Genomic DNA, 24,424 nt, shown 5'->3' with positions numbered 1-24,424 from the left:
GGGTTGCCGGATGCGGTGTTGTCCGGCGCGCCTTTCAACAGCGAACCCTAGCAATAGGAGTTCATCGTGCAGATCGCTCATGTCGTCGATCCCTTGAATGCGATCTTCGAGTCCTTCGGTGGACCGCTTCTGGTCGTGCTGTTCTACTGGTTCCGCTTCCATACGATGAAAGGCACGCGCTCGTTCACGACGCGGCCGCTCTTCCTGTTCGGCCTCGCCGTCTTCATCACGCCGTTCCTGGTGATCTACGCCATTCTGCCCGACAAATTGTCGCCGCTCGCCTCGGTCTGGCTCTTGATGTTCGTCTGGCTCATTCCGGTGGCGCCGAAAGCGTGGCGCAAATTCTGCCAGGAACTGGCCGGCATTCCCGTCGGCGCGCTCGCGCTGCGCGAGGCGCTGGCCGCAGCACCGTTCCAGGTCGGTCCGGACGACATGCCGGGCCTGCAGCGCAAGCTGTCCAGGGTCGGCTACCAGATCGACGATTTCCGCGCCACGCAATCGACCGCGATCCAGTCGCGCTTCCTCAAGATTTCCGCGCTGATGCTTCACCTGGAGCGCTGGGCCTGCAAGCATGAGGGCTTCATGGAGCGCAACTCCGATCTCTATGCGGAGCTGCTTGCGGTCTATGACGCGCTCTGCTTCCGCACCGTCCGCGTGCTCAAGAGCAGCACCGAGATCTACGGTGCGATCATGGAGGACAGCCATGTCGAGCCTGACGACTGGCAGGCGCTCGACAAGCTCTCGACCCGCCACACCGTGGTCAGCCAGCTTCAGCTCGCCGCCCAGACCGCGGCCGGATGCATGCTCGAGGATCTGCGTAAGGACATGGATGCGCTGCTCAACAATCTGCTGCTGTTCGCCGCGCGCGCAGCGCTCGCCGGCGAATGGACGTTTGCCCGCAGCCGGCAGCGGCTTGGCGCGATCGGCTTCACGCTGGAGCCGGCTCCGCCTGGCATCGCGAAATTCGTCGCGGTTGCGGCGGGCTTCGGCTTCGTCTGGTGCCTGGCCTGGCTGCTCGGGTCGGGCAAGATCGTGCACATGCCCGGAGACCAGGATGTCGGCATGATGCGGACGCTGCTGATGACGCCGCTCTATCTCATCGTGAATTTCTGGCTGGTGTATTATTTCAAGCGGCAATACGCCTTCGCGAACGAGACCATCTTCGGCCGGCTGCCCGTCGGCTTCATTCTGACGGTCGGCCTCTGGGGCGCGCTGATCCTCTTCCCTGTCCAGGCCGCGTTCGACTTCTACCAGTTTCCGCAAAGGCCCTATCTCGACGTCGTCCTGCGCGAGCTGCCGGTCCTGATCTTCCCCTGGGGGATCGCCGCGATGGCGGCGCTGCTGGTGCAGGATTCGACCTGGGGCAAGCGGTCGCGCAAGACGCGGCGGATGCGCGATGGACTCGTGTTCGGCGGCGGCATGACGGTGCTGCTGTGGGTGCTGCTTGCGATCCACCGGGTCAGCCCGATGCCGGTGATGGAGGTCGTCGACAACGTCTCCGGCTGGACCTTCGTCTGGTCCTTCGTGCTGCCGACCTTCGGCTTCGGCTTCACCATCGGCTACGCCTTCATGGTCTGGCTGCGCGAGGCCGCCTCGCGCGTTCCGGTCAGGAGGCCTGATATGCCAAGTCCTGTGCTCGCGAGCGCCTGACCGAGCCGCAAAAACAAAACCCCTGAATTCCGTCGCAAATATCGCTGCGGACTGTGAACGCGTTCACACGAAAATCCGTAATCGTCGTTAAGGTGAATTGCAACCTATGGTGTTTGCCGCGCGGCGAGGCCGCCGCAGCGTCTCCGGTCATTTCTCAGGCATCGCCCCTGAAGTCTTCGAGGAGAACGACGATGAGGTCATCCGTCAAGATCGCGCTCGGTTGCTGTTGGCTTCTGCTTGGTACCATTCCTGTTGCGGCACAACCGGCGCCCAATCCGGCGATAAATGCGCCGGATCAGCTCGCCTGGCAGTTCTTCATCCAGGTGAATACGCGCGCCGGCGGCAACAATGCGCTATTCGAGACCTGGGCCAGCGACAGCGATACGTTCAAGGTGAACCCGCAATTCCCGACGACGGCGGTGCCGCTCCAGCTGCATGAACCGGCGGTGCCGGAGCTCGGCCGCTTCGCCCTGCAGCGGGCCGGCAAGCTGCTTCCGGCGATTCCGCCCGGCAAGGGTGTGCTGGAGGAATCCCGTCGCAACAAGGACTCGTTCGATTTCATCGTCCAGAACAACCTGTACAAGATATCCGGCCTCCGCGCCGCGTTCGGCAAGACCATCACGTTCCCGGTCGGCGCGATGGAGGTGAAGGCGAACTGGCAGCTGGTGACGGACATTCCCTCCTTCACCAACGGCAAGGTCGCGGTCGGCGACGTGCCAAAATTGTACCACGTCAACACCGGCGCGGACGGCAAGCAATATGCCTTCGTGTCCATGCACATCATCTCCAAGGCAGTGCCGAACTGGACCTGGGCCACCTTCGAGCACAAGTTCAACCCCGGGCGCTGCGACATCATCGGCTGCCGGGACTCGTTCGGCGCGCAGACCAGCCCGGTAGCGCCCAATCAGCAGCCGGGCCAAGGTTACCCTGATTGCGCGAAGACGCCGGCGCTGTCGGCAATGATCGCATCCGCCGACTGGGATCCGGCATTTGCCAATTATTGTCTGAAAGGATCGCAGACCGATTTCACCGATGCCACAGGGCTCGACATTCGCCTCGGCAATTCGGTGACCGAGGACGGTTTCGTCGATCAATCCTCCTGCATCACTTGTCATGGCCGCGCCGCCTGGGACAGCAAGGGTGCGCCGACCAGCGGCGCGGGATTTGACGACAATGGCGCCCCGCTCGGACCGATCCAGCCGAGCTGGTACTGGAGCTTCTCCAGCCAGCCGCCGATCTTCCAGGGCATGAGCGGGCTGTCGCAGATCGCGACCTCGGCGGACTTCGTTTGGTCGATTCCGTTCTGCGCGCTCGACGACACCCAGAACCCGCCGAAGCTCAATCGCAACTGCAAGGGCAAATGATCGACCGGGTGGTGTGGTGACCATGCAAAGGGTCGAGCTCGCCGGCAGCTATCGCGCCCCTCCGCCGGACGCGATCCATGTTGGCGAGGTCGATCCCGACGAATGTATCGTGCTGACGGTCTATCTCAAGCGGCGCACGCCCGACACATTCCAGCCGGGCAGCGCCGGGGACCTTGCCCGGCTGTCGAAACCGATCACGCGACAGGCTCTCGCGGCGCAACGTCGCCGGACCCACGGCCGAGCCGCCGCTCGCATCAAGAAGCTGGCGGCGCAGTTTCACGTCACTGTCCTCAATATCGACCTGTTACAGCGCATCGTCACGCTGGAGGCGACCGCGCGGCTGCTGACCGACATTCTCGGCGCCACATTGCGCATCTATGATGACGGCCGGTGCCGTTTCCGCACGCGGGTGGGTCCGTTGCTTGTGCCAAAGGAAATCGCTCCTTGGACGCGGGCAATCCTCGGTTTCGAGGACCGGCCGCTGTTCAGGCCGGTGCCGCGGCTGCGCGCGCTGGCGGGCGTTGGGGTCGGTGCCGGGCTCTGGCCGACGGAGGTCGCCGCACAGTACGGAATTCCACTCGACCGCGCCGTCTCGAAAATCTGCGTCGGCATCATCGCGCTTGGCGGCGGCTATCTCAAGACCGATCTTGACCAGGCGCTGACGGCGATGGGACGGGAGGCGCCTGTGGTGATCGATCGGGCCGTTAACATCGAGCCGGCCGTGCCTGGCGGCGCGGCTGCACCTCTGACCGGCAGCAATCAGTTCGGCCACGATGCAGTCGCGGACGAGGAGATCGCGCTCGATCTTCAGATCATCGCAAGCTTGTTGCCGAAAGCGCGCGTCGTCGTCTACTTCGCCGGCAACAATATCCGGAACCTGGTCGGTGCGATAAGCCAGGCGATCTTCGATCATGTCAACCGACCCCAGGTGCTGTCGGTTAGCTGGGGCAGCGCGGAGCTGTTCTGGAGCCCTTCGGCGCGCGACGCGATGCAGGGCGTGCTGGCGGACGCCAAGCGATTGAACGTCACGGTGCTGTTCGCTGCCGGCGACCAACTCGCGACTGGCGGACTGAATGACGGCAAGGCGCATGTCTGGTTTCCCGCTTCGAGCCCGTACGCATTGGGTTGCGGTGGCACACAGCCTGCGGACGGCGGGGGAGCTGCGGCCGGTGAGGTGGTCTGGAGGGACGGCAGCAGCGGTACCGGCGGCGGGATCAGCGACGTCTTCCCGGTGCCGGCCTATCAAGCCGGCCTCGCACTGCCGCCGTCGGTCAATGACGGTGCGCTGCGCCGTGGCGTTCCCGACGTCGCCGCCGCTGCGGCGGGCAACCCGGGCTACAAGGTCGTGCTCAACGGCGCCGTGGTGATCAAGGACGGCACCAGCGCGGTCGCGCCGCTCTGGGCGGGGCTGATCGCGATTGCCAATGCCGGACGCGACACTCCGCTCGGCTTCGTCAATTCCGCGCTCTATGCCAACGCGACACTGTTCAAGCCGATTGAGCAGGGCAACAATCGTGTCGACGGCACCGGCTACGATGCCGGACGCGGCTGGAACGCCTGCACCGGACTGGGCGTGCCGAAGGCCGCTGAGCTCATCGCTGCTCTGACCGCCGCTCCGGTTGCCGTAGCCTAGTCAAAAACGAAAACCCCGCCGATGCGGCGGGGTCGAGGCTGGGAGGAGCGAGCCCCCAGGGCTCGCGACGTAAAACCGATCAGGCGGGGATGCGCTCTTCGTGCTCGTGCGGCTCGCGCAGCACGTAGCCGCGGCCCCACACGGTCTCGATGAAGTTGCGGCCCTCGGAGGCGTTGGCGAGCTTCTTGCGGAGCTTGCAAATGAAGACGTCGATGATCTTCAGCTCGGGCTCGTCCATGCCGCCATAGAGGTGGTTGAGGAACATTTCCTTGGTGAGGGTGGTACCCTTGCGGAGCGAAAGCAGCTCCAGCATCTGGTACTCCTTGCCGGTCAGGTGCACGCGCTGGCCGCCGACTTCGACCGTCTTGGTGTCGAGGTTGACGACGAGGTCGCCGGTCTGGATGACCGACTGGGCGTGCCCCTTGGAGCGGCGCACGATCGCGTGGATGCGGGCAACCAGCTCGTCCTTGTGGAAGGGTTTGGTCATGTAGTCGTCGGCGCCGACGCCGAGACCCTTGACCTTGTCCTCGATGCCGGCGAGGCCGGAGAGGATCAGGATCGGTGTCTTGATCTTGGAGACCCGAAGCTGCTTGAGCACGTCGTAACCGGACATGTCGGGCAGGTTAAGGTCGAGAAGGATAATGTCGTAATCGTATAATTTACCGAGATCGACGCCTTCTTCCCCCAAATCGGTCGTGTAGACATTGAAGCTCTCAGACTTCAGCATCAGCTCGATCGACTGCGCGACGGCGCTGTCATCTTCAATCAGCAAAACGCGCATGCCAGTTCCCCATAGTCGCCGCTCCTGGGCGTCAGGTCGGCCGCATTCGCGGCACTCAACAAAACGCCTTTGAACAACTGATTCGGATCCTGACAACAGATGGTTAACAAATCCTGATTCTGGAACGCAAGTCCCCCCGGTGCAATTTTTGTCGAATCGCCCTAAGGTCTTGCGCGAGAAGCAGCTTTCGTTATCCGGCTCCGTTCAAGTTCCACTTTAAGAGACGGGTCTAACCGACTCCCGCGACTCAGCCTTCTTCTGAAGGGGAGCCACGCTCAGTCACAAAGACAGTGACGCAATGATTAATGATGCGGGTAAACACCGAGTTAAGCGCCGTTCAGAAATATGGCGAAATTTAAGGGTTTCCCCGTGAGGGCCCGGATATCGAAGGCGAGCCACCTTGATGAAGGCTATCGCGAAGGCGCGCTCTTGATGAAGGCTGCTCCATGAAAGCCCTTGCCGAACAGATCGGCGATATCGACGGCATCAATATCTATGGCCGCGTGGTCGGGGTTCGCGGGCTGATGGTCGAGGTGGCCGGACCCATTCACGCGATGTCGGTCGGCGCCCGCCTCGTGATCGAGACTGGCGCCAACCGTTCCATCCCTTGTGAGGTGATCGGCTTCTCCGGCAGCAATGCGGTGGTGATGCCGTTCGCCGGCCTCGACGGCGTGCGCCGCGGCTGCAAGGCCGTCATCGCCAACGCAGCCAATCTGGTGCGTCCGTCGCCGGCATGGCTCGGCCGCGTCGTCAATGCGCTGGGCGAGCCGATCGACGGCAAGGGGCCGCTGCCGCAGGGCGCTTCCCCGATGCCGTACCGCAACTCGCCGCCGCCGGCGCATTCGCGCCGGCGCGTGGGCGCACCGCTCGATCTCGGCGTGCGCGCCATGAACACCTTCCTCACCTGCTGCCGCGGCCAGCGCATGGGCATCTTCGCCGGCTCCGGCGTCGGCAAGTCGGTGCTGCTGTCGATGCTCGCGCGCAATGTCGATGCCGCAATCAGCGTCATCGGGCTGATCGGCGAACGGGGCCGCGAGGTGCAGGAATTCCTGCAGGACGACCTCGGCGAGGAGGGCCTCGCGCGCTCCGTCGTGGTGGTCGCAACCTCCGACGAGCCGGCGCTGATGCGGCGGCAGGCCGCGTATCTGACGCTCGCCGTCTCCGAATATTTTCGCGACGAGGGCCAGGACGTGCTCTGCCTGATGGACTCCGTGACGCGCTTTGCCATGGCCCAGCGCGAGATCGGCCTGTCCGCCGGCGAGCCGCCGACCGCCAAGGGCTACACGCCGACCGTCTTCACCGAGCTGCCGAAGCTGCTCGAGCGCGCCGGCCCGGGCCTCGGGGACGGCGCCATCACCGCGATCTTCACGGTGCTGGTCGACGGCGACGACCACAACGAGCCGATCGCGGACGCCGTCCGCGGCATCCTCGATGGCCACATTGTGATGCAGCGCTCGATCGCCGAGCGCGGGCGCTACCCCGCCATCAACATCCTCAAATCGGTCTCCCGCACCATGCCGAAATCGGCCGACCCGCAGTTCTGGCCTGTGATCCAGAAGGCGCGGGCGGTGATGGCGACCTACGCCGACATGGAAGAGCTGATCCGGCTTGGCGCCTACCGGGCGGGCTCCAGCCCCGAGGTCGACGAGGCGATCCGCCTGCACGAGCCGCTGGAAGCGTTCCTGCGCCAGCGCAAGGACGAAAATGCCTCGCTGGCCGACGGCTACCGCCAGTTGGCGCAAATCCTCGATAATTTGGAAACGGAACGCTAACTTTGTCCCGTCATCATCCGTTCCCACAGAGTAGCAGAGCCGGTCTTGGCCCCGACAGGGCCAATGGGGAGACCGGTGCAGTCCCGATGTGTGTATGTCTTGCAGCCAAGGGACTTCTGGGGAGTACGAGTCGATGAAGTCACGTGATACCCTCATCCGCCTGAAGAAGTTTCAGGTCGACGAGAAGCGCCGCCGGGTCGCCCAGATCGAGTCCATGATCGCCGACTTTCAGCGGATGTCGACCGATCTCGATCGCGAGATCCAGACCGAGCAGGACCGCGCCGGGATCAACGATCCCGCGCATTTCGCCTATCCGACCTATGCCAAGGCCGCCATCCAGCGTCGCGAGAACCTGACCCGCTCGGCCGACGAGCTGAAGGGCCAGCTCGAGGACGCCAAGGCCGCGCTCGGCGAGGCCTTTGAAGAGCTGAAGAAGGTCGAGCTGCTGGACGAGCGTGACCAGGCCCGCGAGCGCGCCGAGGAAAACGCCCGTGAGCAGGCCGATCTCGACAGCATCGGCCTGATGCGTTCCCGGATCGGCGCCGTCGCGTAAGCGGCGGTCCGCGCCCAAGCCCGAGAATTTGCGAACCCGGACCCGCAAGGTCCGGGTTTTTGCGTGTCCTGTCCACAGCGTGGCGCGCCGCCTCTTGGTGACGGGCTTGGCCGCGCGCTATGGTGGTGGAGTGACGCGGTCCGCGCGGGATCCGACGGAGGCTTGCGCGTTGGGGGGGCTGAATGCTGACGCCAGCAGAGCTGGTCGGGCTGATTGAGGCGGTGGCGAGGCGCGATTCTGCCGCGTTCGAGCGCCTCTACGCCGCCACGCGCGCGAAACTCTATGGCGTCGTGCTCCGTATCTTGCGCCGACAGGATCTCGCAGAGGAGGTCATTCAGGAGACCTACGTCAAGATCTGGAACAGTGCCGGCCAGTTCAATTCGCAACTGTCCTCGCCGATTACGTGGATGGCCTCGATCGCGCGCAACCGCGCCATCGATATCGTGCGCAGGAAGACCGAAGCCTCGATCGAAGAGGAACCGCAGGCGATGGAAGTCGCCGCCGAAAGTCCCGATCCCCTGGCGCGCCGGGAGATGTCCGAGGAGCTGAAGCGGCTCCTGGAATGTATTGGCCGGCTCGAGCCGGACCGTCAGCGGCTGGTGCTTCTCGCCTATTACAACGGTTGGAGCCGCGAGCAATTGGCGGAGAAATTCGCAGCGCCCGTCAACACGGTGAAGACGTGGCTGCGGCGCAGCATGCTGGATATCCGGGAGTGCCTCGGACTTTAGAGGATGATGAGAGTGCCACGACCCAGAGCGGCAACGGCAGTCCACCTCTCCCCGTCGGGGAGAGGTGAAGGACAGTGATGGCCTACAGCGAGGACCATATCGCGCTCGCCGCGGAATATGCGCTCGGCACACTCGATGCCGACGAGCGTGCACAGGTCGCGACCATGATGGCGGTGGACCAGGAGTTCGCCGCGATCGTGCAGGCCTGGCAATTCCGGCTCGGCGCCCTCAACCAGATGGTCGGCACGATCGAGCCGCGGCCGATCGTGTGGGAGAACATCAAGCGCGAGATCGCGCAGAGGGTATCGACGCAAGAATCACAGCAAGAATCGCAGCAGGATTCGCAGCAAGGCACGATCGAGGCGCCGCCGGTGCTGGTGGATGCGCCGCCACCGCCATTGCCGGAGCTCTCGTCATCGGAGCTTTCAACTCAAGAGCCTTCATCTCCCGAGCCGCCAACGCAGCAAGCTGCCGCGCCGGACGTGCAGCCGCCGGCACCGACCGACTCCGATGTCATTCCTGACATCGCGCCGCAATTCATTCCGCAGACCCACGCGCCCGACCCGCGCATTGCGCCGGTGACGCAGGTGCCGGTCGTCGGCGACACCAGGGTGATCTATCTCGAGGGCCGCGTGAAGCGCTGGCGCACGATCGCCTCCGCGGTGGGCGCGCTGGCAGCCGCGCTGCTGGTGACGCTGTCGCTGCAGATCCTCTCGCCCGATGCGCTGCCGGGCGCGCTGCGCCCCCCACCGCGCATCCAGACCGTCGAGGTCAAGACACCGCAGGCGCCGTCGTCCTTGCCCGCGCAATATGTCGCGCTGCTGCAGGGCCAGAGCGGTGGACCCGCCTTCATCCTCACCATCGATGGCGCGACCAAGAACTTCACGGTGCGCAAGGTCGGCGCGACGCCGGAGCCGGGCAAGAGCTTCGAGCTCTGGCTGATCTCCGACAAGCTGCCGCGCCCGCGTTCGCTGGGTGTGATCGGCAACGGCGACTTCACCGCACGTCCGGTGCTCGCGGGCTACGACGCCGACGTCGTCAACAGCGCGACCTACGCCGTCACCGTCGAGCCCTCGGGCGGTTCGCCCAGCGGCCAGCCGACCTCGGCGCCGGTGTTCTCAGGCAAGCTGATCGAGACCGTGCCGCCGTCGCAGCCGCAGGCTCCCGCCAAGAAGTAGCGCCGCCTGCAAACGCTAGCTGTCATCGCCCGCGAAGGCGGGCGATCCAGTATTCCAGAGACGGCGGTGATAGAACCGATGAGCCGCGGCGTACTGGATACCCCGTCTGCGCGGGGTATGACCGTGGTCGCTCTTGCGCGAGCTTGCGCGATGTCGCCACGGTCCATATGTGCCGTCGCAATCCGACAAGTCCCGCCAAATCCGCATCCGATTTGAACCTCCGTCCATTCCGCGGCGTCAAATGCCCGGAATTTGCAGTCGGCACGGCCGATCAAGGGTGCCGGGAAGGGGCTAGAAACCAGATGGATGCAGCCAAGCCGCCGGGCATTCTTATCCACCAATATACAGGCCTGCCGCAGGGGCCGGCGTTCGAGCATTGGCGCGACCGGGCTCTGGGGGCCTGTGGTCTCGAGATCGGGCCGAGCCATGGCGACAGCATCGATTGCCGGTTGCAGGTCAGCGTGGTCGACAATATCACGCTCGGCATTCCCGAAGGCGCCTCCGCGCAATATTCGCGCACGCAGAGTGGCCTCGCCGACGGCAGCGACGATCTCGTGCTGATCGCAGCCCATGCCGGCCTCGTCAACGTCAGGCAGAACGGCCATGCCGTCGAGCTCGCGCCGGCGCAGATGGTGCTTGCCGACATGAGCATCACCGGCAGCGTCGGTCACACCGACGAGAACCGCTTCACCACCATCCGCATGCCGCGCCGCGCGCTGCTCGACATCAATCCGCGCGCCGAGGACAAGCTGTCGCAGGTGCTGTCCGACGGCGCCGTCGCCGAGACCATCTTTCGCTATCACGCGCTTGCCGCCCATCAGGCGCCGCATCTCGACGCCGTCGGCCAGCGCCTGACCGCGCAGCACATGGTCGATCTCGTCGGTCTGTTGCTCGGCACCGACGCCGAGCACGCCGCGCTCGCGCGTGGCCGCGGCCATGCGGCGGCCCGTCTCGATCTCATGCGCGCCGACGTGATGGCCGCCCTCGGCCGCAACGATCTCTGCCTGTCCGAGGTTGCGACCCGCTCGGGCCTCAGCCCGCGCCAGGCGCAGCGGCTGTTCGAGCAGGCCGGCACCACCTTCACCGAATTCGTGCTGGAGCAGCGTCTGCTGCTGGCGCGAAAGCTGCTCGCCGATCCCCGCGCGCGTGCGCGCAAGATCAGCGACATCGCGCATTCCTCGGGCTTTTCGGATTTGTCCTATTTCAACCGCGCCTTCCGCAAACGCTTTGGCGCGACGCCGTCGGAACTGCGCGAGGCCTGAGCGCCTGCGGCGGCCCCGCTGCCGCATTTGGTCGATCCGTCCGGATGAGCTATATCTGCCCGCGCGGGGCGGATCAGCGGATCGCCGGAAGCAGCGAAGTCAACGGAGATGGCGCGTATCGTCGTGCTTGGCGCCGGGTTTGCGGGCCTGTGGGCGGCCATCGGCGCCGCGCGCATGCGAGAGGCAATCGGTGAGGCCGGCCGCGACATCGAGATCCTCCTCATCGACCGCAATCCCTATCACAACATCCGCGTGCGCAATTACGAGGTCGATCTCCGCGAGGTCGCGTTGCCGCTGGCGCAGCTGCTCGATCCTGTCGGCGTCACGCACCGCATCGCCGAGGTCGAAGCCATCGATCCCGTACGCCGCGAAATCTCGCTGGTCACGAGCAGCAGTGAGGAGACGCTGGGCTACGACCGCCTCGTGCTTGCGCTCGGCAGCGAAGTGATGCGCCCCGATATTCCGGGCCTCGCCGCGCATGCCTTCGACGTCGACAGCTATGCTGCCGCGCTTCGCCTCGAGGGTCATCTCACCTCGCTCGGACGCAGCGCGCCGTCGCCGGGACGGTCGACGGTCGTGGTGGTCGGCGCCGGCTTTACCGGCATCGAGGTTGCCGCCGAAATGCCGGAACGCTTGATGCGCGCCGGCATCACCGGCAGCCGCCGCATCATCCTGGTCGATCCCAATCCCGCGATCGGCACGACCATCGGCGACCACGCACGTCCCGTCATCGAGACCGCCTTGTCGTCGCTCGAGGTCGAGACGCGGCTTGGCGTGCGTGTTGTATCGGTCGAGGCTGCAGGCGTTCGCCTGAGCTCGGGCGAGTTCATCCCGGCGCAGACGGTGATCTGGTGCGCCGGCATGCGCGCGAGCCGGCTCGCCGAAAATTTCCCGGGCGCGCGTGATCGCCTCGGCCGCCTCCTGGTCGATCCCTTCATGCGGGTCGCTGATGTGCCCGGCATCTTCGCCGCCGGCGACGTCGCCTCCAGCGTGATCGACGGCCTGCATCCGACCGTGATGTCCTGCCAGTTCGCCCGTCCCATGGGCCGTTTTGCCGGCCACAATGTGGTGGCCGATCTCGTCGGTCAGCCGCTGCTGCCGCTGCGGATCGACTGGTACGTCACCGTGCTGGATCTCGGCGATTGGGGCGCGCTCTACACCGAAGGCTGGGATCGCGAAGTGCGGACGACCGGCCAGGCCGCCAAAGCAACCAAGCAAACCATCAACCGCAAGCGCATCTATCCGCCGCTATCAGGCAGCAAGGACGAGCTCTTCGCCGCGGCCGCGCCAACGGTGCAGGCGCCGCCGCCGACTTATGAGGCGCGGCGGAATTGAATGAGGCCTGCATCTGCCGCCCTCAAGGTGACACCACCATCTCCCTGCGGCATTCATCGCAGCGCGCGCTCGTCCCGACGATCTCGCAAGTCATATCGTTCGACCCGATATTGCGGCGACATTTGGGGCAGCAATATCCTGAGGTCCCCCGCTCGAAGTCGTACACCGGCCCTACATAGGCACAGATCATGTGATGAAAGATCGGAAAGTGGTGCAGACCTTTGGCGCCACAGGCCGGACACACGATCTGGTTGCCTTCAATCTGCATGCCTTGCCGTTAATACGACAAACACATCTTTGCCGACGGTCGGATCGATCAGACGTTCATTGGGGATGTACCAATCGACAAACGTATCGGTCGGGCCGAGGATTCGGCGATCGAAGTGCCTGCCGTCAAGGACTGGCCGACATGCGCGATGCCGGTCGAGACAACGCCAGCCGTGGGCGCAAAGACCTTCGATTCCGCCACTTCGGCCTCGTGGGAGACCACGGCTTTGCCGGCAGAGGCGCGCTCGCGCAAAACCTCCATGCGGAACGTCACCGTTGCCGAGGTCATCAAGATCAATCGTCTCGATCCCCACGTACCCGATCCGGTCGAAAGCCGGCGCCGCGCAGCGGGACGCGTGGTGCGCTTCGCCTATGCGATGATCGTGTTCGCTGTCGTCGCATTCTTCGTCGTCTATTCGGCGCACCCTTTGTCTATCTCGGCGGACCCGGCATCGTCACGTCGCCGCGCCAGCTCGTGTAGCTGCCTTATACCGTGCTGGGCCCTGGCCAGCGACCAGAACAGCTTGTGCCGGTGGATTATATCGTGACCATGAAGAACCGGGATAGTAAGGTGGAGACCGGAAGGCAATGAAGGCAATAATGCCGATTTCCGCAAACGACATCGGGGTGCCGCAATCAGAAACAAGCACGTCATAATCTGAGGGCTTGCGAGGGTGGGAACCACAGCCTCCCTTGCTTGTGGCGAGCGAAGTGAGAATTAAGCCAAGGAGGAAGGAAATGAAGGGATCAATCGCCCCATTTGCTGTTGCTTCTGGCCTTGCTGTCTTAGCAGCAGCACAAATCCTGTCGAGCGCGGCACCGCAGGCCGCCGAAATGCAAATGAAGCCTCCAGTCAATGTAGGAGACATTAAGTGGGGCGCCGCTCCACCGAACATCCCGCCCGGCGCGCAGCTCGCCGTCATCGCTGGTGATCCCGGCAAGGAGGGGCTGTTCACCTTACGGCTCAAGATGCCAGCCAACTATAAAGTCCCGGCCCATAATCATCCCACCGACGAGTTCGTGACGGTGATCTCAGGTGACTTCCGAGCTGGTCTCGGCGACAAGCTCGATATGGAGAAGGGGCAGTCCCTCAAGGCCGGAGCTTTCGTCGAAATGCCAGCAGGCATGAACCACTATGCCTGGACCACTGAAGAGACCGTGGTTCAGATCGCTGGACCTGGGCCGTTCGCCATCAACTACGTCAACCCTGCCGATGACCCGAGCAAACAGGCCACCAAATAGCGGCTGAGCGAGAAGCAAACATCAATAAACTCTGATGGCCGGGTCGCCACATTCTATCTCAGCTTCGCGTCGAATAGGCGATGTCTGCCAGTCAACGAGTACGCGACAAGGCCCCGACGATGTTGCATCGTCGGGGCCCTTCAAGATCATCGGGCCGGTTACATCCGCCATGCCTTACGATCCTTGACGTCGTCGACGCTCCATCCTCGCCTGGACAAATTGCCGCAAGACATCCATGGCTTTGCTCCGCCACGCCTCCAGCTCGCCGGCATATTTCGACAATTTCCCGCGAAACTCTTCCCCGTCAATGTAGCGAGCAAGGAGTCGCTGCGCATAGGCGGTGAGCGCAAGATCGCGATGGCGGCACAACTCGGCGTTTGCATCGTCTAAAATTTCATTTGGCTCCGCGCTTCACGGCTAATCGCCAAAATTTCCGTCTTCACCCGGCCGAACGCCGTGGTCGCGGGGGATGACAGCGTCACTTGGAGAACAATCTGCCGCCTCATACTCCGTCATTGCGAGCGCAGCGAAGCAATATGGCGCACAAGCACCGCAAATACGCGACACATCCCAGACATGAGAAAGCGCCCGTGGGGGCGGGCGCTTTCTGTAGTCGACTTGGGGTTGGGGTCGTCTACATATCCACGTGGCGACTTTGGGGGGCTGGTAAAGAGCCGCGTGAATTCCTTAAAACTCAAAATCTCCTTAGCGAACGAGCGATGCGTTCGAGCTGGTGATCACGACCGGCTTGCCGGCCTTGATGACGCGAGCAGTCTGTGTGAGGCCTTCATCCGAACCCGAGCGCGCCGAGATGCCGAAACCCGCAACTGCGATGCCGGCGACGAGCGCCACGGCCACCACCTTCAGGTGGGTCGAGCGATCCGCGCTGTAGATCGAGTGGTTCATGGAAGCCTCCTGCCGCCATCTACCCGAAGTAGTCGCCGACCCCTGCAGGCAGGTTCATACTTCCGGTGCCCAACAACCTAGTATGGGCGGGATTCGTTCCCAAGAGGCCATCACAAGAGCGTGATAGGACGTGAAAGATCGCGATCAAAAGCAGTTCTTGATCGGTCGATTTGGCAATTATTTCAACGGTATAATTTGCTCGAAAGGCGCCTTTTCAGCCTTTGGTCGACAAGGCGCCAGGAACTCAAAAACCATTTGCCTGTGGCCGAAAAACACACGGCTTCTTAAGACAAATCAGATGCTTCCGACCGTTTTCAACCTCGCCCTGGGGTGGATTTCGGCCTGCGACAGAACCGTCGTTTGGGCCCGGAACCGCTCGACCAGGGAGCGGACGAAGGGACGAATTGCCGCAGAGGTCACCAGTACCGGCGCCTCGCCTTCGCGGGCGGCGCGCTCGAAGGCCTCGCGCACGGCGGTCATGAATTCCGACAGTTTTGAGGGCTGCATCGCGAGGCTGCGCTCCTCGCCCTGGCCGATGATGGATTCGGCGAACGCCTGCTCCCATTTTGCCGACAGCGCGATCAGCGGCAGGTAGCCGGCATAGGAGGTGTTTTGCGCGCAGATCTGCCGGGCGAGGCGGGCGCGGACATGTTCGACCATGGTCGCGGGGTTGCGCGAGAAGGCGAGCGAATCGGCGATCCCCTCGAGGATGGTCGAGAGGTCGCGGATCGAGATGCGCTCGGCCAGCAGCAGCTGCAGCACGCGCTGGATGCCGGAGACGGTGACCTGTCCGGGCACGATGTCCTTGACCAGCTCGCTCTGCTCCTTCGGCAGCTCCTTGAGCAGTTTTTGCACCTCGCCGTAGGACAGAAGGTCCGACATGTTGGCCTTGAGCAGCTCGGTGAGATGGGTCGAGAGCACGGTGGCGGCGTCGACGACGGTATAGCCCTTGAGCGAAGCCTCCTCCTTGAGGCTGGCGTCGACCCAGGTCGCGGGCAGGCCGAAGGTCGGCTCGGTGGTGTGGATGCCGGGCACCTGCACCTGGCTGCCGCCGGGATCCATCACCATGAACTGGCTCGGCCAGATCTTGCCGGTGCCGGCGTCGACCTCCTTGATCTTGATGATGTAGGTGTTGGCCTCGAGCTGGACGTTGTCGAGAATGCGCACCGCCGGCATCACGAAGCCCATCTCGATCGCGAGCGAACGGCGCAGCGCCTTGATCTGCTCGGTGAGGCGGTCGGTGCCGTCGGGGCCGTTGACGAGAGGCAAGAGCGCGTAGCCGAGCTCGATCTTGAGGTCGTCGATCTTGAGCGCCGCCGAGATCGGCTCCTCCGCGGCCGCAGCGCCCGGTGCGCCGGGCTGACCGGCCGCAGGCGCGGCCTTGGCAACGGCTTCGGCCTTGGCCGTCGCACGGTTGCGGTTACGCGCCGTCCAGGCCAGCGCGCCGGCGCCGGCGCCGAGCGCGAGGAAGGGGAGGGTCGGAATGCCCGGCAGCGCCGCCAGGACCAGCATCACCGCCGAGGACATTGCGAGGGCCTGCGGATAGCCGGAGAACTGCTTCATCAGCGCCTTGTCGGCAGCGCCCGAGACGCCGGCCTTGGAGACGAGCAGGCCGGCCGCGGTCGAGACGATCAGCGCCGGCACCTGGGTGACGAGGCCGTCGCCGACCGTCAGCAGCGTGTAGCTGCGCCCGGCATCGGCAAAGGACAGGCCCTGCTGCGCCACGCCGATGATCATGCCGCCGACCACGTTGATGAAGACGATCAGGAGGCCGGCGATGGCATCGCCGCGGACGAATTTCGAGGCACCGTCCATGGCGCCGAAGAAGCCGCTCTCGTCCTCCAGCGCCTTGCGGCGCTCCTTGGCGACCTTTTCGTCGATCAGGCCGGCGGACAGGTCGGCGTCGATCGCCATCTGCTTGCCGGGCATGGCGTCGAGGTGGAAGCGCGCCGCCACTTCGGCGATACGGCCCGAACCCTTGGTGATGACGACGAAATTGACGATGATCAGAATGGCGAAGACGATGATGCCGATGACGAAATTGCCGCCCATCACGAAGCTGCCGAAGGCTTCGATGACGTGACCGGCCGCATCCGTGCCCTCGTGCCCGTGCGACAGGATCAGGCGGGTCGAGGCCATGTTGAGCGACAGCCGCAGCATGGTCGAGATCAGCAGGATGGTCGGGAAGGCGGAGAATTCCAGCGGCGCCTGGATGAACAGCGAGGTCATCAGGATCAGGATCGACAGCGTGATCGAGATCGCCACGAACAGGTCCAGCACGATCGCGGGCAGCGGCAGGATCAGCACCACCAGAATGGTGAGGATGCCGAGCGCGAGCGCAATGTCGCCGCGCTTGAGGATGGTGACGATGTCGGAGAGGGAGGGGATCCCGGGCTTTGCGCCGCCTACGCCCTGACCCGCGGTGACGTCGACCATGGTAGCTGCCTCCCCGCGCGACTGCCGTCCGCGCGCCCCAAACGCCTGCGCAGCGGCCGAAGGGCCGCCGGTCCGAAAGTGAGGCACCGCACTGGCGTCCACGGGAGCTCCCGTCTTACGCGGCTGACGACACTCGACTTCACCCGGCAATTCTTGCCGGGTGTATGGTTAGCAAAGGGTTAACGAAGGGGGCCGGGGAGGTCGGGCCGGGGGTATTTCGGGGGCTCGGCCGTCATTCCGGGGAGCCCGAAGGGCGAGCCCGGAATCCATTGTGCGGCGGAGTTGGTGGATGAACGGATTCCGCGCTCGCGCAAAGCGCGCCCCGGAATGACCAAGGATCCTACTTCGCCTTTTCCATCTTCGTCACCGTGTACCCCGCCGCCGCCTCCTCGGCTTCGAAGGTCACCTTGTCGCCGACTTTCACCTGCTTGAGCATGCCGGGATCCTTGACGCGGTAGACCATGGTCATGGGCTCGTCCATGCCGAGGTTTTTCGCAGGGCCATGCTTGAGCGTGATCTTGCCGGCGCCTTCGTCGATTTTCTTGACCTCACCGCTGATGGAAGCGGCTTGCGCCAGCGCGCTGATGGTCAGGCCCAGCGCCAGGGCAAGCGCTGCGGCGGTGGTGCGGATGATTGGCTTCATCGATGTCTCCATTGTCTTCATTTCACGGTGACGTGGCCGACCATGCCGTAATCGCGATGGTCGGGGATCAGGCACGAAAATTCAAAGGTGCCTGATTTGGTGAACTTCCAGACGATCTCGGCCGTCTTGTTCGGCGCGAGCCGCACGCCGTTGGGATCGTCGTGCTCCATGTGCGGGTGTTTCTTCATCACCTCGGCATGGGCAAGATTTTCCTTAGGTGTGGCGAGCAGGAATTCGTGATCTTCCCTGCCGACATTGCGCAGCACGAAGCGAATCTGCTCGCCGCGCTTCACCTCGATCTTCGACGGTTCGTAGGACATCTCGCTCATCGCGATCTCGATGGTGCGCGCCGGCTTGCCGGGATCGCCGGGCTCGCCGGCCGAGAAGCCGTGATGGCCGTGCCCCTCATGCGCAAGGGCGGGCGCGATTGAAAGCGTGGCCAGCGCCAGGACGATGCCGATTGTTCTTGTCATTGTAGTCTCCGGTTGGTGGTTGATCGAAACGCGTGGGTTACATCTTCATCTTCGGCATCGGCGCTGCGGGTTGCCGTGCGGGCTCCGCCGCGGGCGAGGCGACCTCATAGGCGACGGTGCCTTGCGGGAATTGATAGGGGCCGGGATCGCGGTAATCGTCGCGCGCGAGGCCCTCGCGGATCTTCATCACCGTGAACATGCCGCCCATCTCGATCGGGCCGAACTGGCCGGAGCCGGTCATCATCGGCAGGGTGTTGTCGGGCGAGGGCATCTCCATGTTGCCCATCGCCATGCCGGTAGAACCCATCGCCATGCTGTCGGGCGCGAGCTTGCCGACCGCCTTGGCGAGATCCTTCCGCGACACGCCGATGAGGGTGCGCACCTCGTGTCCCATCGCATTCATGGTGTGGTGCGATTTGTGGCAGTGAAACGCCCAGTCGCCGGGATTGTCGGCGAGCACGTCGAACACGCGGACGGCGCCGACCGGGACATCGGTGGTCGTCTCGGGAATCTGCGCCGTCTCGGGAATCCAGCCGCCGTCCGTGCAGGTCACAGCAAAGCTGTGGCCGTGCAGATGGATCGGATGGTTGGTCATGCTGAGATTGCCGATGCGCACGCGCACCTTGTCGCCGAGCCGCACCGGCAGCGGATCAATCCCCGGAAACACCCGCGAATTCCAGGTCCACATGTTGAAATCGGTCATCTCGTTGACCTGCGGCAGATAGCTGCCGGGATCGACGCGATAGGTGCTCATCACGAAGACGAAGTCGCGATCGACGGGCCGGAAGTTCGGATCGCGCGGATGCACGACGACCATGCCCATCATGCCCATCGCCATCTGCACCATCTCGTCGGAATGCGGGTGATACATGAAGGTCCCGCTCTTCCTCATCTCGAACTCGTAGACGAAGGTTTTGCCGGGCTCGATATGCGGCTGATTCAGTCCCCCGACGCCATCCATGCCGCTCGGCACGATCATGCCGTGCCAGTGCACGGTGGTGTATTCGGGCAGTTTGTTGGTGACGAAGATGCGGACCTTGTCGCCCTCGACCGCTTCGATCGTCGGCCCCGGCGACTGGCCATTGTAGCCCCACAGGTTCACCTTCATGCCCTCGGCGAACTCGCGCACCACGGGCTCGGCGACGAGATGGAATTCCTTCCAGTCGCCGTTCATGCGGAACGGCAGCGACCAGCCGTTCAAGGTGATCACGGGGCGATAGTCCGGGCCGCTGATCGGGTGCAGCGGCGGCTGCATCACCACCTTGTCCATGGTCGGTGCTTCCGGAATCGATGCGGCCTGGACGCGGCCGCTGATGGCCGACGCGCCGGCAAGGGCAGCGCTGCCCAGAAATCCTCTGCGGGAAAACATGCTGGCCTCCATCTCAGTGGTCGCCGTCGGCAGATGCTGCCGCGGCGATGGTGGTCGAAGTGTCGCCGCCGGAAGCAGGTGCGCCGCCGCCATTTACGGCCGTTTGCAGGTCGGACTGGGCGAGGAAGAATCTTTGTCTGGCATCGATGGCACCGCGCAGCGACGCCAGGCGCTGTCGTGCCTCGGTCAACAGTGCGAAGATGTCGACCTGCATGCTGGAGAAGCGCAGCTGCATCTCCTCGGTGATGATTTTTCGCAAGGGCAGAATCTCGCGCTGGAAGTGGCTGGCGATGTCGTACGTGGACCGATAGGCGCGATAGGCATCGCGCGCCTCCGAGCGAACGTTCACGGCACGCTCGGTCAGGCGGTTGAAGGCGAGATTGTAGGTCTCCGCCGCCTGTCGCACGCGCACCTCGCCGCCGTCGAAGATCGGGATCTGGAATTGAACGTCGAAGCCGCGTTCGCGGAACGGTGCGCCCTCCGGATCCTGGGTGCGGCGGGAGATGCCGGCGAGATCGAGCAGCGTGACGAAGCGGGTTGCCTCGGTCAGGTTCAACGACTTCGCCAGCGCGGTCAGTTCGAGCCGCGCGATCTGCAAATCGATGCGATGGGCGACGGCATCGGCCTCGATCGATGGCAAGGCCTGCGGCCGTCGCGGCAGCGGTGGCAATGCGTTGGGCAGACGGAAGTCGAGGCCGTCGTCCCACAGCCCCATCAGGCGTGCAAGTCGTTCGCGCGTGCTGGTCGCGGCCTGTCGCGCGGTCGCGAGATCGGCGGTGGTCTCGGCGTAGAACACCTGTTCGCGGGCCTGGTCGAGCTTGTTGATCGAGCCCGTTTCGCCGAGCTTGACGGCGAGCTGGGCCGTTGATTCCGCCGTAGCCTTCGCATCCGTCAGCAGCGCCACGAGCTCGTTGCAGGTGACCGCGCGGACATAGGCGCGCCGCACGTCGGCGGCGAGCCGCAACGTTGCCAATGCCGCGCGCAATTGCGCCTGGCGAAAGCGATCCCGCGCGATCTCGGATCGGAACGGCAGTGTTGCGAGGGCGAGGATGTCGCCGACAACCTGGCGTTCGATTTCGTTCGCGCCATCGCCTGAGATGCGCGAGATCGAAAACACCGGATTGGGCGGCAAGCTTTGCTCGACCAGCTCGGTCTCGGCCAGCGCCAGCTCGTTATAGGCGGCTTGCAGCCCCTTGTTGTTGAGCAGCGCGACCTGCACGGCGGTCTCGATGGTCAGCGGGCGCGCCAGCAGCCGGCGGACGGTCGCATCGACGGCCTCGGCGCCTTCGGCTGATCGGACGAAGGCGACGTCCTTATTAATGGTCTGGCTGGTGAGGTCCGAGACCGTCGTCATGCCGCCGTCCGGCGAGAACGCCATGCAGCCGGCAAGACTTATTGATGAGAGTCCGAACGCGGTGAGCATGCGCAAGCCCCGCGCGAGACGATGTGCCATGGCGCGTCCCTACCGGTCTTGCTTCGGTTGCGGCGTCACGGCGTCGTTGCGTTGCCGCCATGGTGCAGGTGTCGCGGGCCGCAGGGTGGTATAGGGCGCGATGGTCGAGCGATAGCCCACGCGTGCCACCTTCGCCGCCGGATCGGCGGGCTCCGCACTGGCCACGTGCGTGGTGGCTGGCATGCAGCCGGACAGCGCCAGCGTAACCACGGCCAGCAGCGGCCAATTCAATAGAAAGAGTCGCCCACCCACCGCAGATGCGGCGGCAGACTTCGCCCCGAAAAGCGCAAGCATGATTCATCCCTGATCTGGAAACCACAGGTTCGCGCGCGCAAACGCGCGCTCGGACCGACGTCGTTGCGTCAGATCAGGCGATGGGGGGACGGTAGTGCCGGGGCGGCGCCGTGCTGTGCAGGCTGGCCACGATCTCCGGCGCGCAGGTCGACGTCGGCTGGACCGGCGTGGCAACGCTGGGCAGATCGGCTGGCAATGCGCTGACGCACATCATCGCGCAGCATGGGCCCACCGTTCCCTTGCCGTCATGGTGATGCGGAGCGGGTGCGTCCTTGGCCGCAATTTGGTGATGCGCGTGGGTTCCCGCGTGTTCATGAGAGGAATCCCCATGCAGATGGCTCGCCATCTGAACCGGCACGAGGTCGGTGAGGAGCGCGTCATCGAGGCATGGCGCGGGACCGCTACCCAAAGCGAGGCTTGCCGCCGGCGCGAGCACGCAGAACAAATAGGCGAGAGCGATGATCCGCCCCACCTTCATTCGTACCGATCGCGTCAACCGCAGCAACATCCGCCGATAGGCTCCTCGCGCGGCAATGTTGCACACGCTGATTGCAAACTAATGGCAAAAGGCGATTTCGCCAAGCTCCTTCTTACCGCAGCGCACCGCGCATGCCCAATATATCGCCACGTTGCTTGACCATGTGGCGATCCGCGGGCGATGGTCCGGCCGTGCACGCGCCAAATCATCCCGAACAAAGACAAGACTCATTCAGCCCTGATTCCCGTCAGGCCTGGATACGGCTCGTCGTTGCGCTGCTGATCGGCTCGATCGGCAGCGTCGGCATGTGGGCCGTGGTCGTCGTGATTCCCGTCGTGCAGGCCGAATTCGCCGCAACGCGCGGCGCAGTGTCGCTGGCTTTCACGCTGATGATGTTCGGCTTCGGGCTCGGCGGCGTCATCGCCGGCAAGATCACGGACCGGTTCGGCATCGTGCCGGCGATGGCGATCAGCATCGGCTTTCTCGGCGTCGCAAATACGCTCGCGGGACTCTCGATCCAGCTCTGGCAGTTCGTCGCCGCCTATTTCCTGATCGGGCTCGGCACGTCGGCGACTTTCGCGCCGCTGATGGCGGAGGCCTCGCACTGGTTCGAGCGCTATCGCGGCCTCGCCGTGACCATCGTCGCGAGCGGCAATTACGTCGCCGGCACCATATGGCCACCGCTGGTCAACGCGGGCATGGAGACGATCGGCTGGCGCTACACGCATGTCGCCATTGCCCTGATCTGCGCGACCTTGATGACGACGCTGGTGCTGGTTTTGCGCGCGCGGATGGGCGACGACAAAGTCCGCAATCACGCCAACGCGCCGCCGCCGCGTGTCGATCTGAAACTCTCGACCAACACGCTGACGGCGCTGCTCTCGATCGCCAGCATCTCCTGCTGCGTCGCCATGGCGATGCCGCAGGTGCATATCGTCGCCTATTGCGGCGATCTCGGTTACGGCGTGGCGCGGGGCGCCGAGATGCTCTCCCTGATGATGGCCTGCGGCATCGTCAGCCGCATTGGCTCGGGCTACCTCGCCGACAAGATCGGCGGCATCCGTACGCTGTTGCTCGGATCGCTGGCGCAAGGCTTTGCGCTGGTGTTCTATCTGTTCTTCGACAGCCTCACCTCGCTCTATCTGATCTCCGCGATGTTTGGCCTGTTTCAGGGCGGCATCGTGCCGAGCTATGCCATCATCGTGCGCGAGGCGATGCCGGCGAGCGAAGCCGCAACTCGCGTCGGCATCGTGATTTTCGCCTCCGTGTTCGGCATGTCCTTCGGCGGCTGGGTGTCCGGCATCATCTTCGATGCCACCGGCTCCTACGCCGCGGCGTTTGCCAACGGCGTGGCATGGAATGCCCTCAATGTCGGCATCGTCTTGACGCTGCTGATCCGTTCGCGGATGAATTCTGTCAGGTCAGGACCGACCCTCGCAACTTAGACCGCCTGTCCCGCCTTCAGCAGTGAGCAGCCGGTGATCTTGTAGCTGCCGTCAGCCTGCTGCTCGAGCGTGTAGAGCGCTTCCCAGGCTTCGCCATTGGCATCGATGATGTGAACGCGCTGGGCAACCGAGCTGCCCTCGGTCTTGACGTCGCCGAACTCAAAACTCTTGTGGCGGTAGACCGGCGCGTAGCCGTTCCGCACCATCGACATGAAGATGTCGGGTGCAGGGAAGATCTGCTTGATCGCCGGCGCGGCGTAGGAATAGGCGGCCGTCGCGTCGTCATGGACGAAGGCCTGCTCCTGGGCGCGGATCACGCCTTGCGCCGCCGAGACATCGTCGGCGCGCGCGGCAAAGGGGCTGAAGACAATAGCGAGGGCGACGACCAAGGCTGCGATGCGCATGACAGGCTCCGCGTTGATATGCCGGCGATGCTGATCCTAGCATGACCATTGGCAAATACGGGCGAACTATCGTGTCCGTTTCACCGCCGCCTTCGCCGGCTTGGCTGTGCGCGCTTTGGCCTTTGCGGCGGGCTGCATGCGCAGTCCGTCCACAAACACGTCGAGCATCCGCAGCACCGAGGATTGCCAGCCGGGCTGGTCGTGCATGTAGCACATGCCGAAGAACGCGCGCAGCAAATCCTCGGGACTGATGTCGGCGCGCATCGCGCCGGCCGTGGCTGCGCGATCAAGCAGCGAGGCGATCGCCTTGGTCAGGCGCTCGAAGGAGAAGGCATGCAGTTCGGATCCGCTCTGCACGGCGAGTGCCAGCGCTGCCACCATGCCTTTCTTGGTGGCAACGAATTCGACACCTGAGCGCAGCCAGCGCCTGAGCGCGTCGACCGGATCCTTGGCGTTCTTCAGCTGTTCGGCAAGCTCGCTGAGCTGCTCGACCTCGCGCCGGTACACCGCCTCGAACAGATCCTCTCGCGTCGGGAAATGCCGGTAGAGCGTGCCGATGCCGACGCCCGCGCGCTTGGCCACGGCCTCGAGGCTTGCTTCGGGGCCGCCTGCGCTGAACACGAGCTTGGCCGCCTCGAGCACACGCTCGCGGTTGCGCACGGCATCGGCGCGGGGCTTTCGGGTCTGGTCGGTATGGTCGTCCATATCAGGCAATGTAGATCACGAATTGGTTAGGTTGAACCCCGAGCCTGCTGCAT

23 protein-coding genes are annotated in these 24,424 nt (G+C 64.3%); 12 read left to right on the top strand and 11 right to left on the bottom strand.

The genetic code is table 11. The annotated features are described in order from the left end of the window. Positions 1 to 66 precede the first annotated feature (66 nt). The 3 genes from HYH07_RS06770 to HYH07_RS06760 all read left to right on the top strand — a co-directional run bounded on the left by HYH07_RS06770 (position 67) and on the right by HYH07_RS06760 (position 4,647). On the top strand, positions 67 to 1,650 hold the full coding sequence (locus tag HYH07_RS06770; RefSeq protein ID WP_220001745.1) for a hypothetical protein: 1,584 nt from the start codon (positions 67 to 69) through the stop codon (positions 1,648 to 1,650). 191 nt (positions 1,651 to 1,841) lie between these two features. Then, the gene (locus tag HYH07_RS06765; protein WP_220001744.1) at positions 1,842 to 3,014 is read left to right on the top strand and encodes a hypothetical protein; all 1,173 of its coding nucleotides are present in this window, start codon (positions 1,842 to 1,844) and stop codon (positions 3,012 to 3,014) included. Between the two features lie 22 nt (positions 3,015 to 3,036). Continuing rightward, positions 3,037 to 4,647, top strand: a complete 1,611-nt coding sequence (locus HYH07_RS06760) for a S8 family serine peptidase (RefSeq protein WP_409363884.1) — start codon at positions 3,037 to 3,039, stop codon at positions 4,645 to 4,647. 79 nt (positions 4,648 to 4,726) lie between these two features. Here the strand turns inward: HYH07_RS06760 and ctrA are convergent, their stop codons facing one another. Continuing rightward, positions 4,727 to 5,428: a response regulator transcription factor CtrA gene (gene ctrA / locus HYH07_RS06755; protein ID WP_008138878.1), complete on the bottom strand. Its 702-nt coding sequence runs from the start codon at positions 5,426 to 5,428 to the stop codon at positions 4,727 to 4,729. A gap of 446 nt (positions 5,429 to 5,874) precedes the next feature. Here ctrA and fliI point away from each other — a divergent pair, with 446 nt between their 5' ends. The 8 genes from fliI (at position 5,875) to HYH07_RS06705 (ending at position 13,765) form a co-directional block, all read left to right on the top strand. Next, positions 5,875 to 7,200 (top strand): flagellar protein export ATPase FliI, encoded by a 1,326-nt coding sequence (fliI, locus tag HYH07_RS06750; protein WP_220001742.1) that lies wholly within the window; start codon positions 5,875 to 5,877, stop codon positions 7,198 to 7,200. Between the two features lie 133 nt (positions 7,201 to 7,333). Then, positions 7,334 to 7,753 (top strand): flagellar export protein FliJ, encoded by a 420-nt coding sequence (gene fliJ / locus HYH07_RS06745; protein ID WP_057747978.1) that lies wholly within the window; start codon positions 7,334 to 7,336, stop codon positions 7,751 to 7,753. A gap of 182 nt (positions 7,754 to 7,935) precedes the next feature. Next, positions 7,936 to 8,481 (top strand): sigma-70 family RNA polymerase sigma factor, encoded by a 546-nt coding sequence (locus tag HYH07_RS06740; RefSeq protein ID WP_220001741.1) that lies wholly within the window; start codon positions 7,936 to 7,938, stop codon positions 8,479 to 8,481. A gap of 77 nt (positions 8,482 to 8,558) precedes the next feature. Then, complete coding sequence (locus tag HYH07_RS06735) at positions 8,559 to 9,659, top strand: anti-sigma factor domain-containing protein (RefSeq protein ID WP_220001740.1); 1,101 nt, start codon at positions 8,559 to 8,561, stop codon at positions 9,657 to 9,659. A gap of 302 nt (positions 9,660 to 9,961) precedes the next feature. Then, positions 9,962 to 10,921: an AraC family transcriptional regulator gene (locus HYH07_RS06730; protein ID WP_220001739.1), complete on the top strand. Its 960-nt coding sequence runs from the start codon at positions 9,962 to 9,964 to the stop codon at positions 10,919 to 10,921. Positions 10,922 to 11,029: 108 nt separating this feature from the next. Next, positions 11,030 to 12,256, top strand: a complete 1,227-nt coding sequence (locus HYH07_RS06725) for an NAD(P)/FAD-dependent oxidoreductase (RefSeq protein ID WP_220001738.1) — start codon at positions 11,030 to 11,032, stop codon at positions 12,254 to 12,256. A gap of 383 nt (positions 12,257 to 12,639) precedes the next feature. Next, positions 12,640 to 13,071 (top strand): hypothetical protein, encoded by a 432-nt coding sequence (locus HYH07_RS36255; protein ID WP_228749277.1) that lies wholly within the window; start codon positions 12,640 to 12,642, stop codon positions 13,069 to 13,071. A gap of 190 nt (positions 13,072 to 13,261) precedes the next feature. After that, positions 13,262 to 13,765: a cupin domain-containing protein gene (locus HYH07_RS06705; protein WP_220001735.1), complete on the top strand. Its 504-nt coding sequence runs from the start codon at positions 13,262 to 13,264 to the stop codon at positions 13,763 to 13,765. 705 nt (positions 13,766 to 14,470) lie between these two features. On the opposite strand, the gene HYH07_RS06700 is transcribed toward HYH07_RS06705, so the two are convergent. From HYH07_RS06700 to HYH07_RS06665, 8 genes are all read right to left on the bottom strand, one after another. Then, positions 14,471 to 14,671, bottom strand: coding sequence for a hypothetical protein (locus tag HYH07_RS06700; protein WP_057747956.1), 201 nt, complete (start codon positions 14,669 to 14,671; stop codon positions 14,471 to 14,473). Positions 14,672 to 14,965: 294 nt separating this feature from the next. Continuing rightward, a complete protein-coding gene (gene flhA, locus HYH07_RS06695; RefSeq protein WP_220001734.1) occupies positions 14,966 to 17,107 on the bottom strand; it encodes a flagellar biosynthesis protein FlhA in 2,142 nt (713 codons plus the stop codon). A gap of 340 nt (positions 17,108 to 17,447) precedes the next feature. Beyond that, positions 17,448 to 17,750, bottom strand: a complete 303-nt coding sequence (locus HYH07_RS06690; protein ID WP_220001733.1) for a copper-binding protein — start codon at positions 17,748 to 17,750, stop codon at positions 17,448 to 17,450. A gap of 17 nt (positions 17,751 to 17,767) precedes the next feature. Further along, entirely contained in the window at positions 17,768 to 18,223 is a 456-nt protein-coding gene (locus HYH07_RS06685) for a cupredoxin domain-containing protein (protein ID WP_220001732.1), read from the bottom strand. A gap of 37 nt (positions 18,224 to 18,260) precedes the next feature. Beyond that, positions 18,261 to 19,592 carry a multicopper oxidase family protein gene (locus tag HYH07_RS06680; protein ID WP_220001731.1) on the bottom strand — a complete coding sequence of 444 codons (1,332 nt, stop codon included), beginning with the start codon at positions 19,590 to 19,592 and terminating at the stop codon, positions 18,261 to 18,263. A gap of 13 nt (positions 19,593 to 19,605) precedes the next feature. Further along, positions 19,606 to 21,045 carry a TolC family protein gene (locus HYH07_RS06675; protein WP_220001730.1) on the bottom strand — a complete coding sequence of 480 codons (1,440 nt, stop codon included), beginning with the start codon at positions 21,043 to 21,045 and terminating at the stop codon, positions 19,606 to 19,608. Positions 21,046 to 21,054: 9 nt separating this feature from the next. Continuing rightward, positions 21,055 to 21,339, bottom strand: coding sequence for a hypothetical protein (locus tag HYH07_RS06670; protein WP_220001729.1), 285 nt, complete (start codon positions 21,337 to 21,339; stop codon positions 21,055 to 21,057). 73 nt (positions 21,340 to 21,412) lie between these two features. Next, entirely contained in the window at positions 21,413 to 21,847 is a 435-nt protein-coding gene (locus HYH07_RS06665; protein ID WP_220001728.1) for a hypothetical protein, read from the bottom strand. A 131-nt stretch (positions 21,848 to 21,978) separates the two neighbouring features. Between HYH07_RS06665 and HYH07_RS06660 the strand changes: the two genes are divergently transcribed. After that, entirely contained in the window at positions 21,979 to 23,262 is a 1,284-nt protein-coding gene (locus HYH07_RS06660; RefSeq protein WP_228749276.1) for an MFS transporter, read from the top strand. Here HYH07_RS06660 and HYH07_RS06655 read toward each other — a convergent pair. Together HYH07_RS06655 and HYH07_RS06650 are read right to left on the bottom strand one after the other, a co-directional pair. After that, positions 23,259 to 23,666, bottom strand: a complete 408-nt coding sequence (locus HYH07_RS06655) for a DUF4864 domain-containing protein (RefSeq protein ID WP_220001727.1) — start codon at positions 23,664 to 23,666, stop codon at positions 23,259 to 23,261. The two genes, HYH07_RS06660 and HYH07_RS06655, sit on opposite strands and share 4 nt — an antisense overlap. A gap of 66 nt (positions 23,667 to 23,732) precedes the next feature. Next, positions 23,733 to 24,371 carry a TetR/AcrR family transcriptional regulator gene (locus HYH07_RS06650; protein WP_220001726.1) on the bottom strand — a complete coding sequence of 213 codons (639 nt, stop codon included), beginning with the start codon at positions 24,369 to 24,371 and terminating at the stop codon, positions 23,733 to 23,735. Between the last annotated feature and the right edge of the window lie 53 nt (positions 24,372 to 24,424).

Source organism: Bradyrhizobium sp. BR 10261, from assembly GCF_019455395.1.
Classification (GTDB): domain Bacteria; phylum Pseudomonadota; class Alphaproteobacteria; order Rhizobiales; family Xanthobacteraceae; genus Bradyrhizobium; species Bradyrhizobium manausense.
Note: the sequence above shows the minus strand (reverse complement) of the source record. Positions and strands in the feature narration are given on the sequence as shown.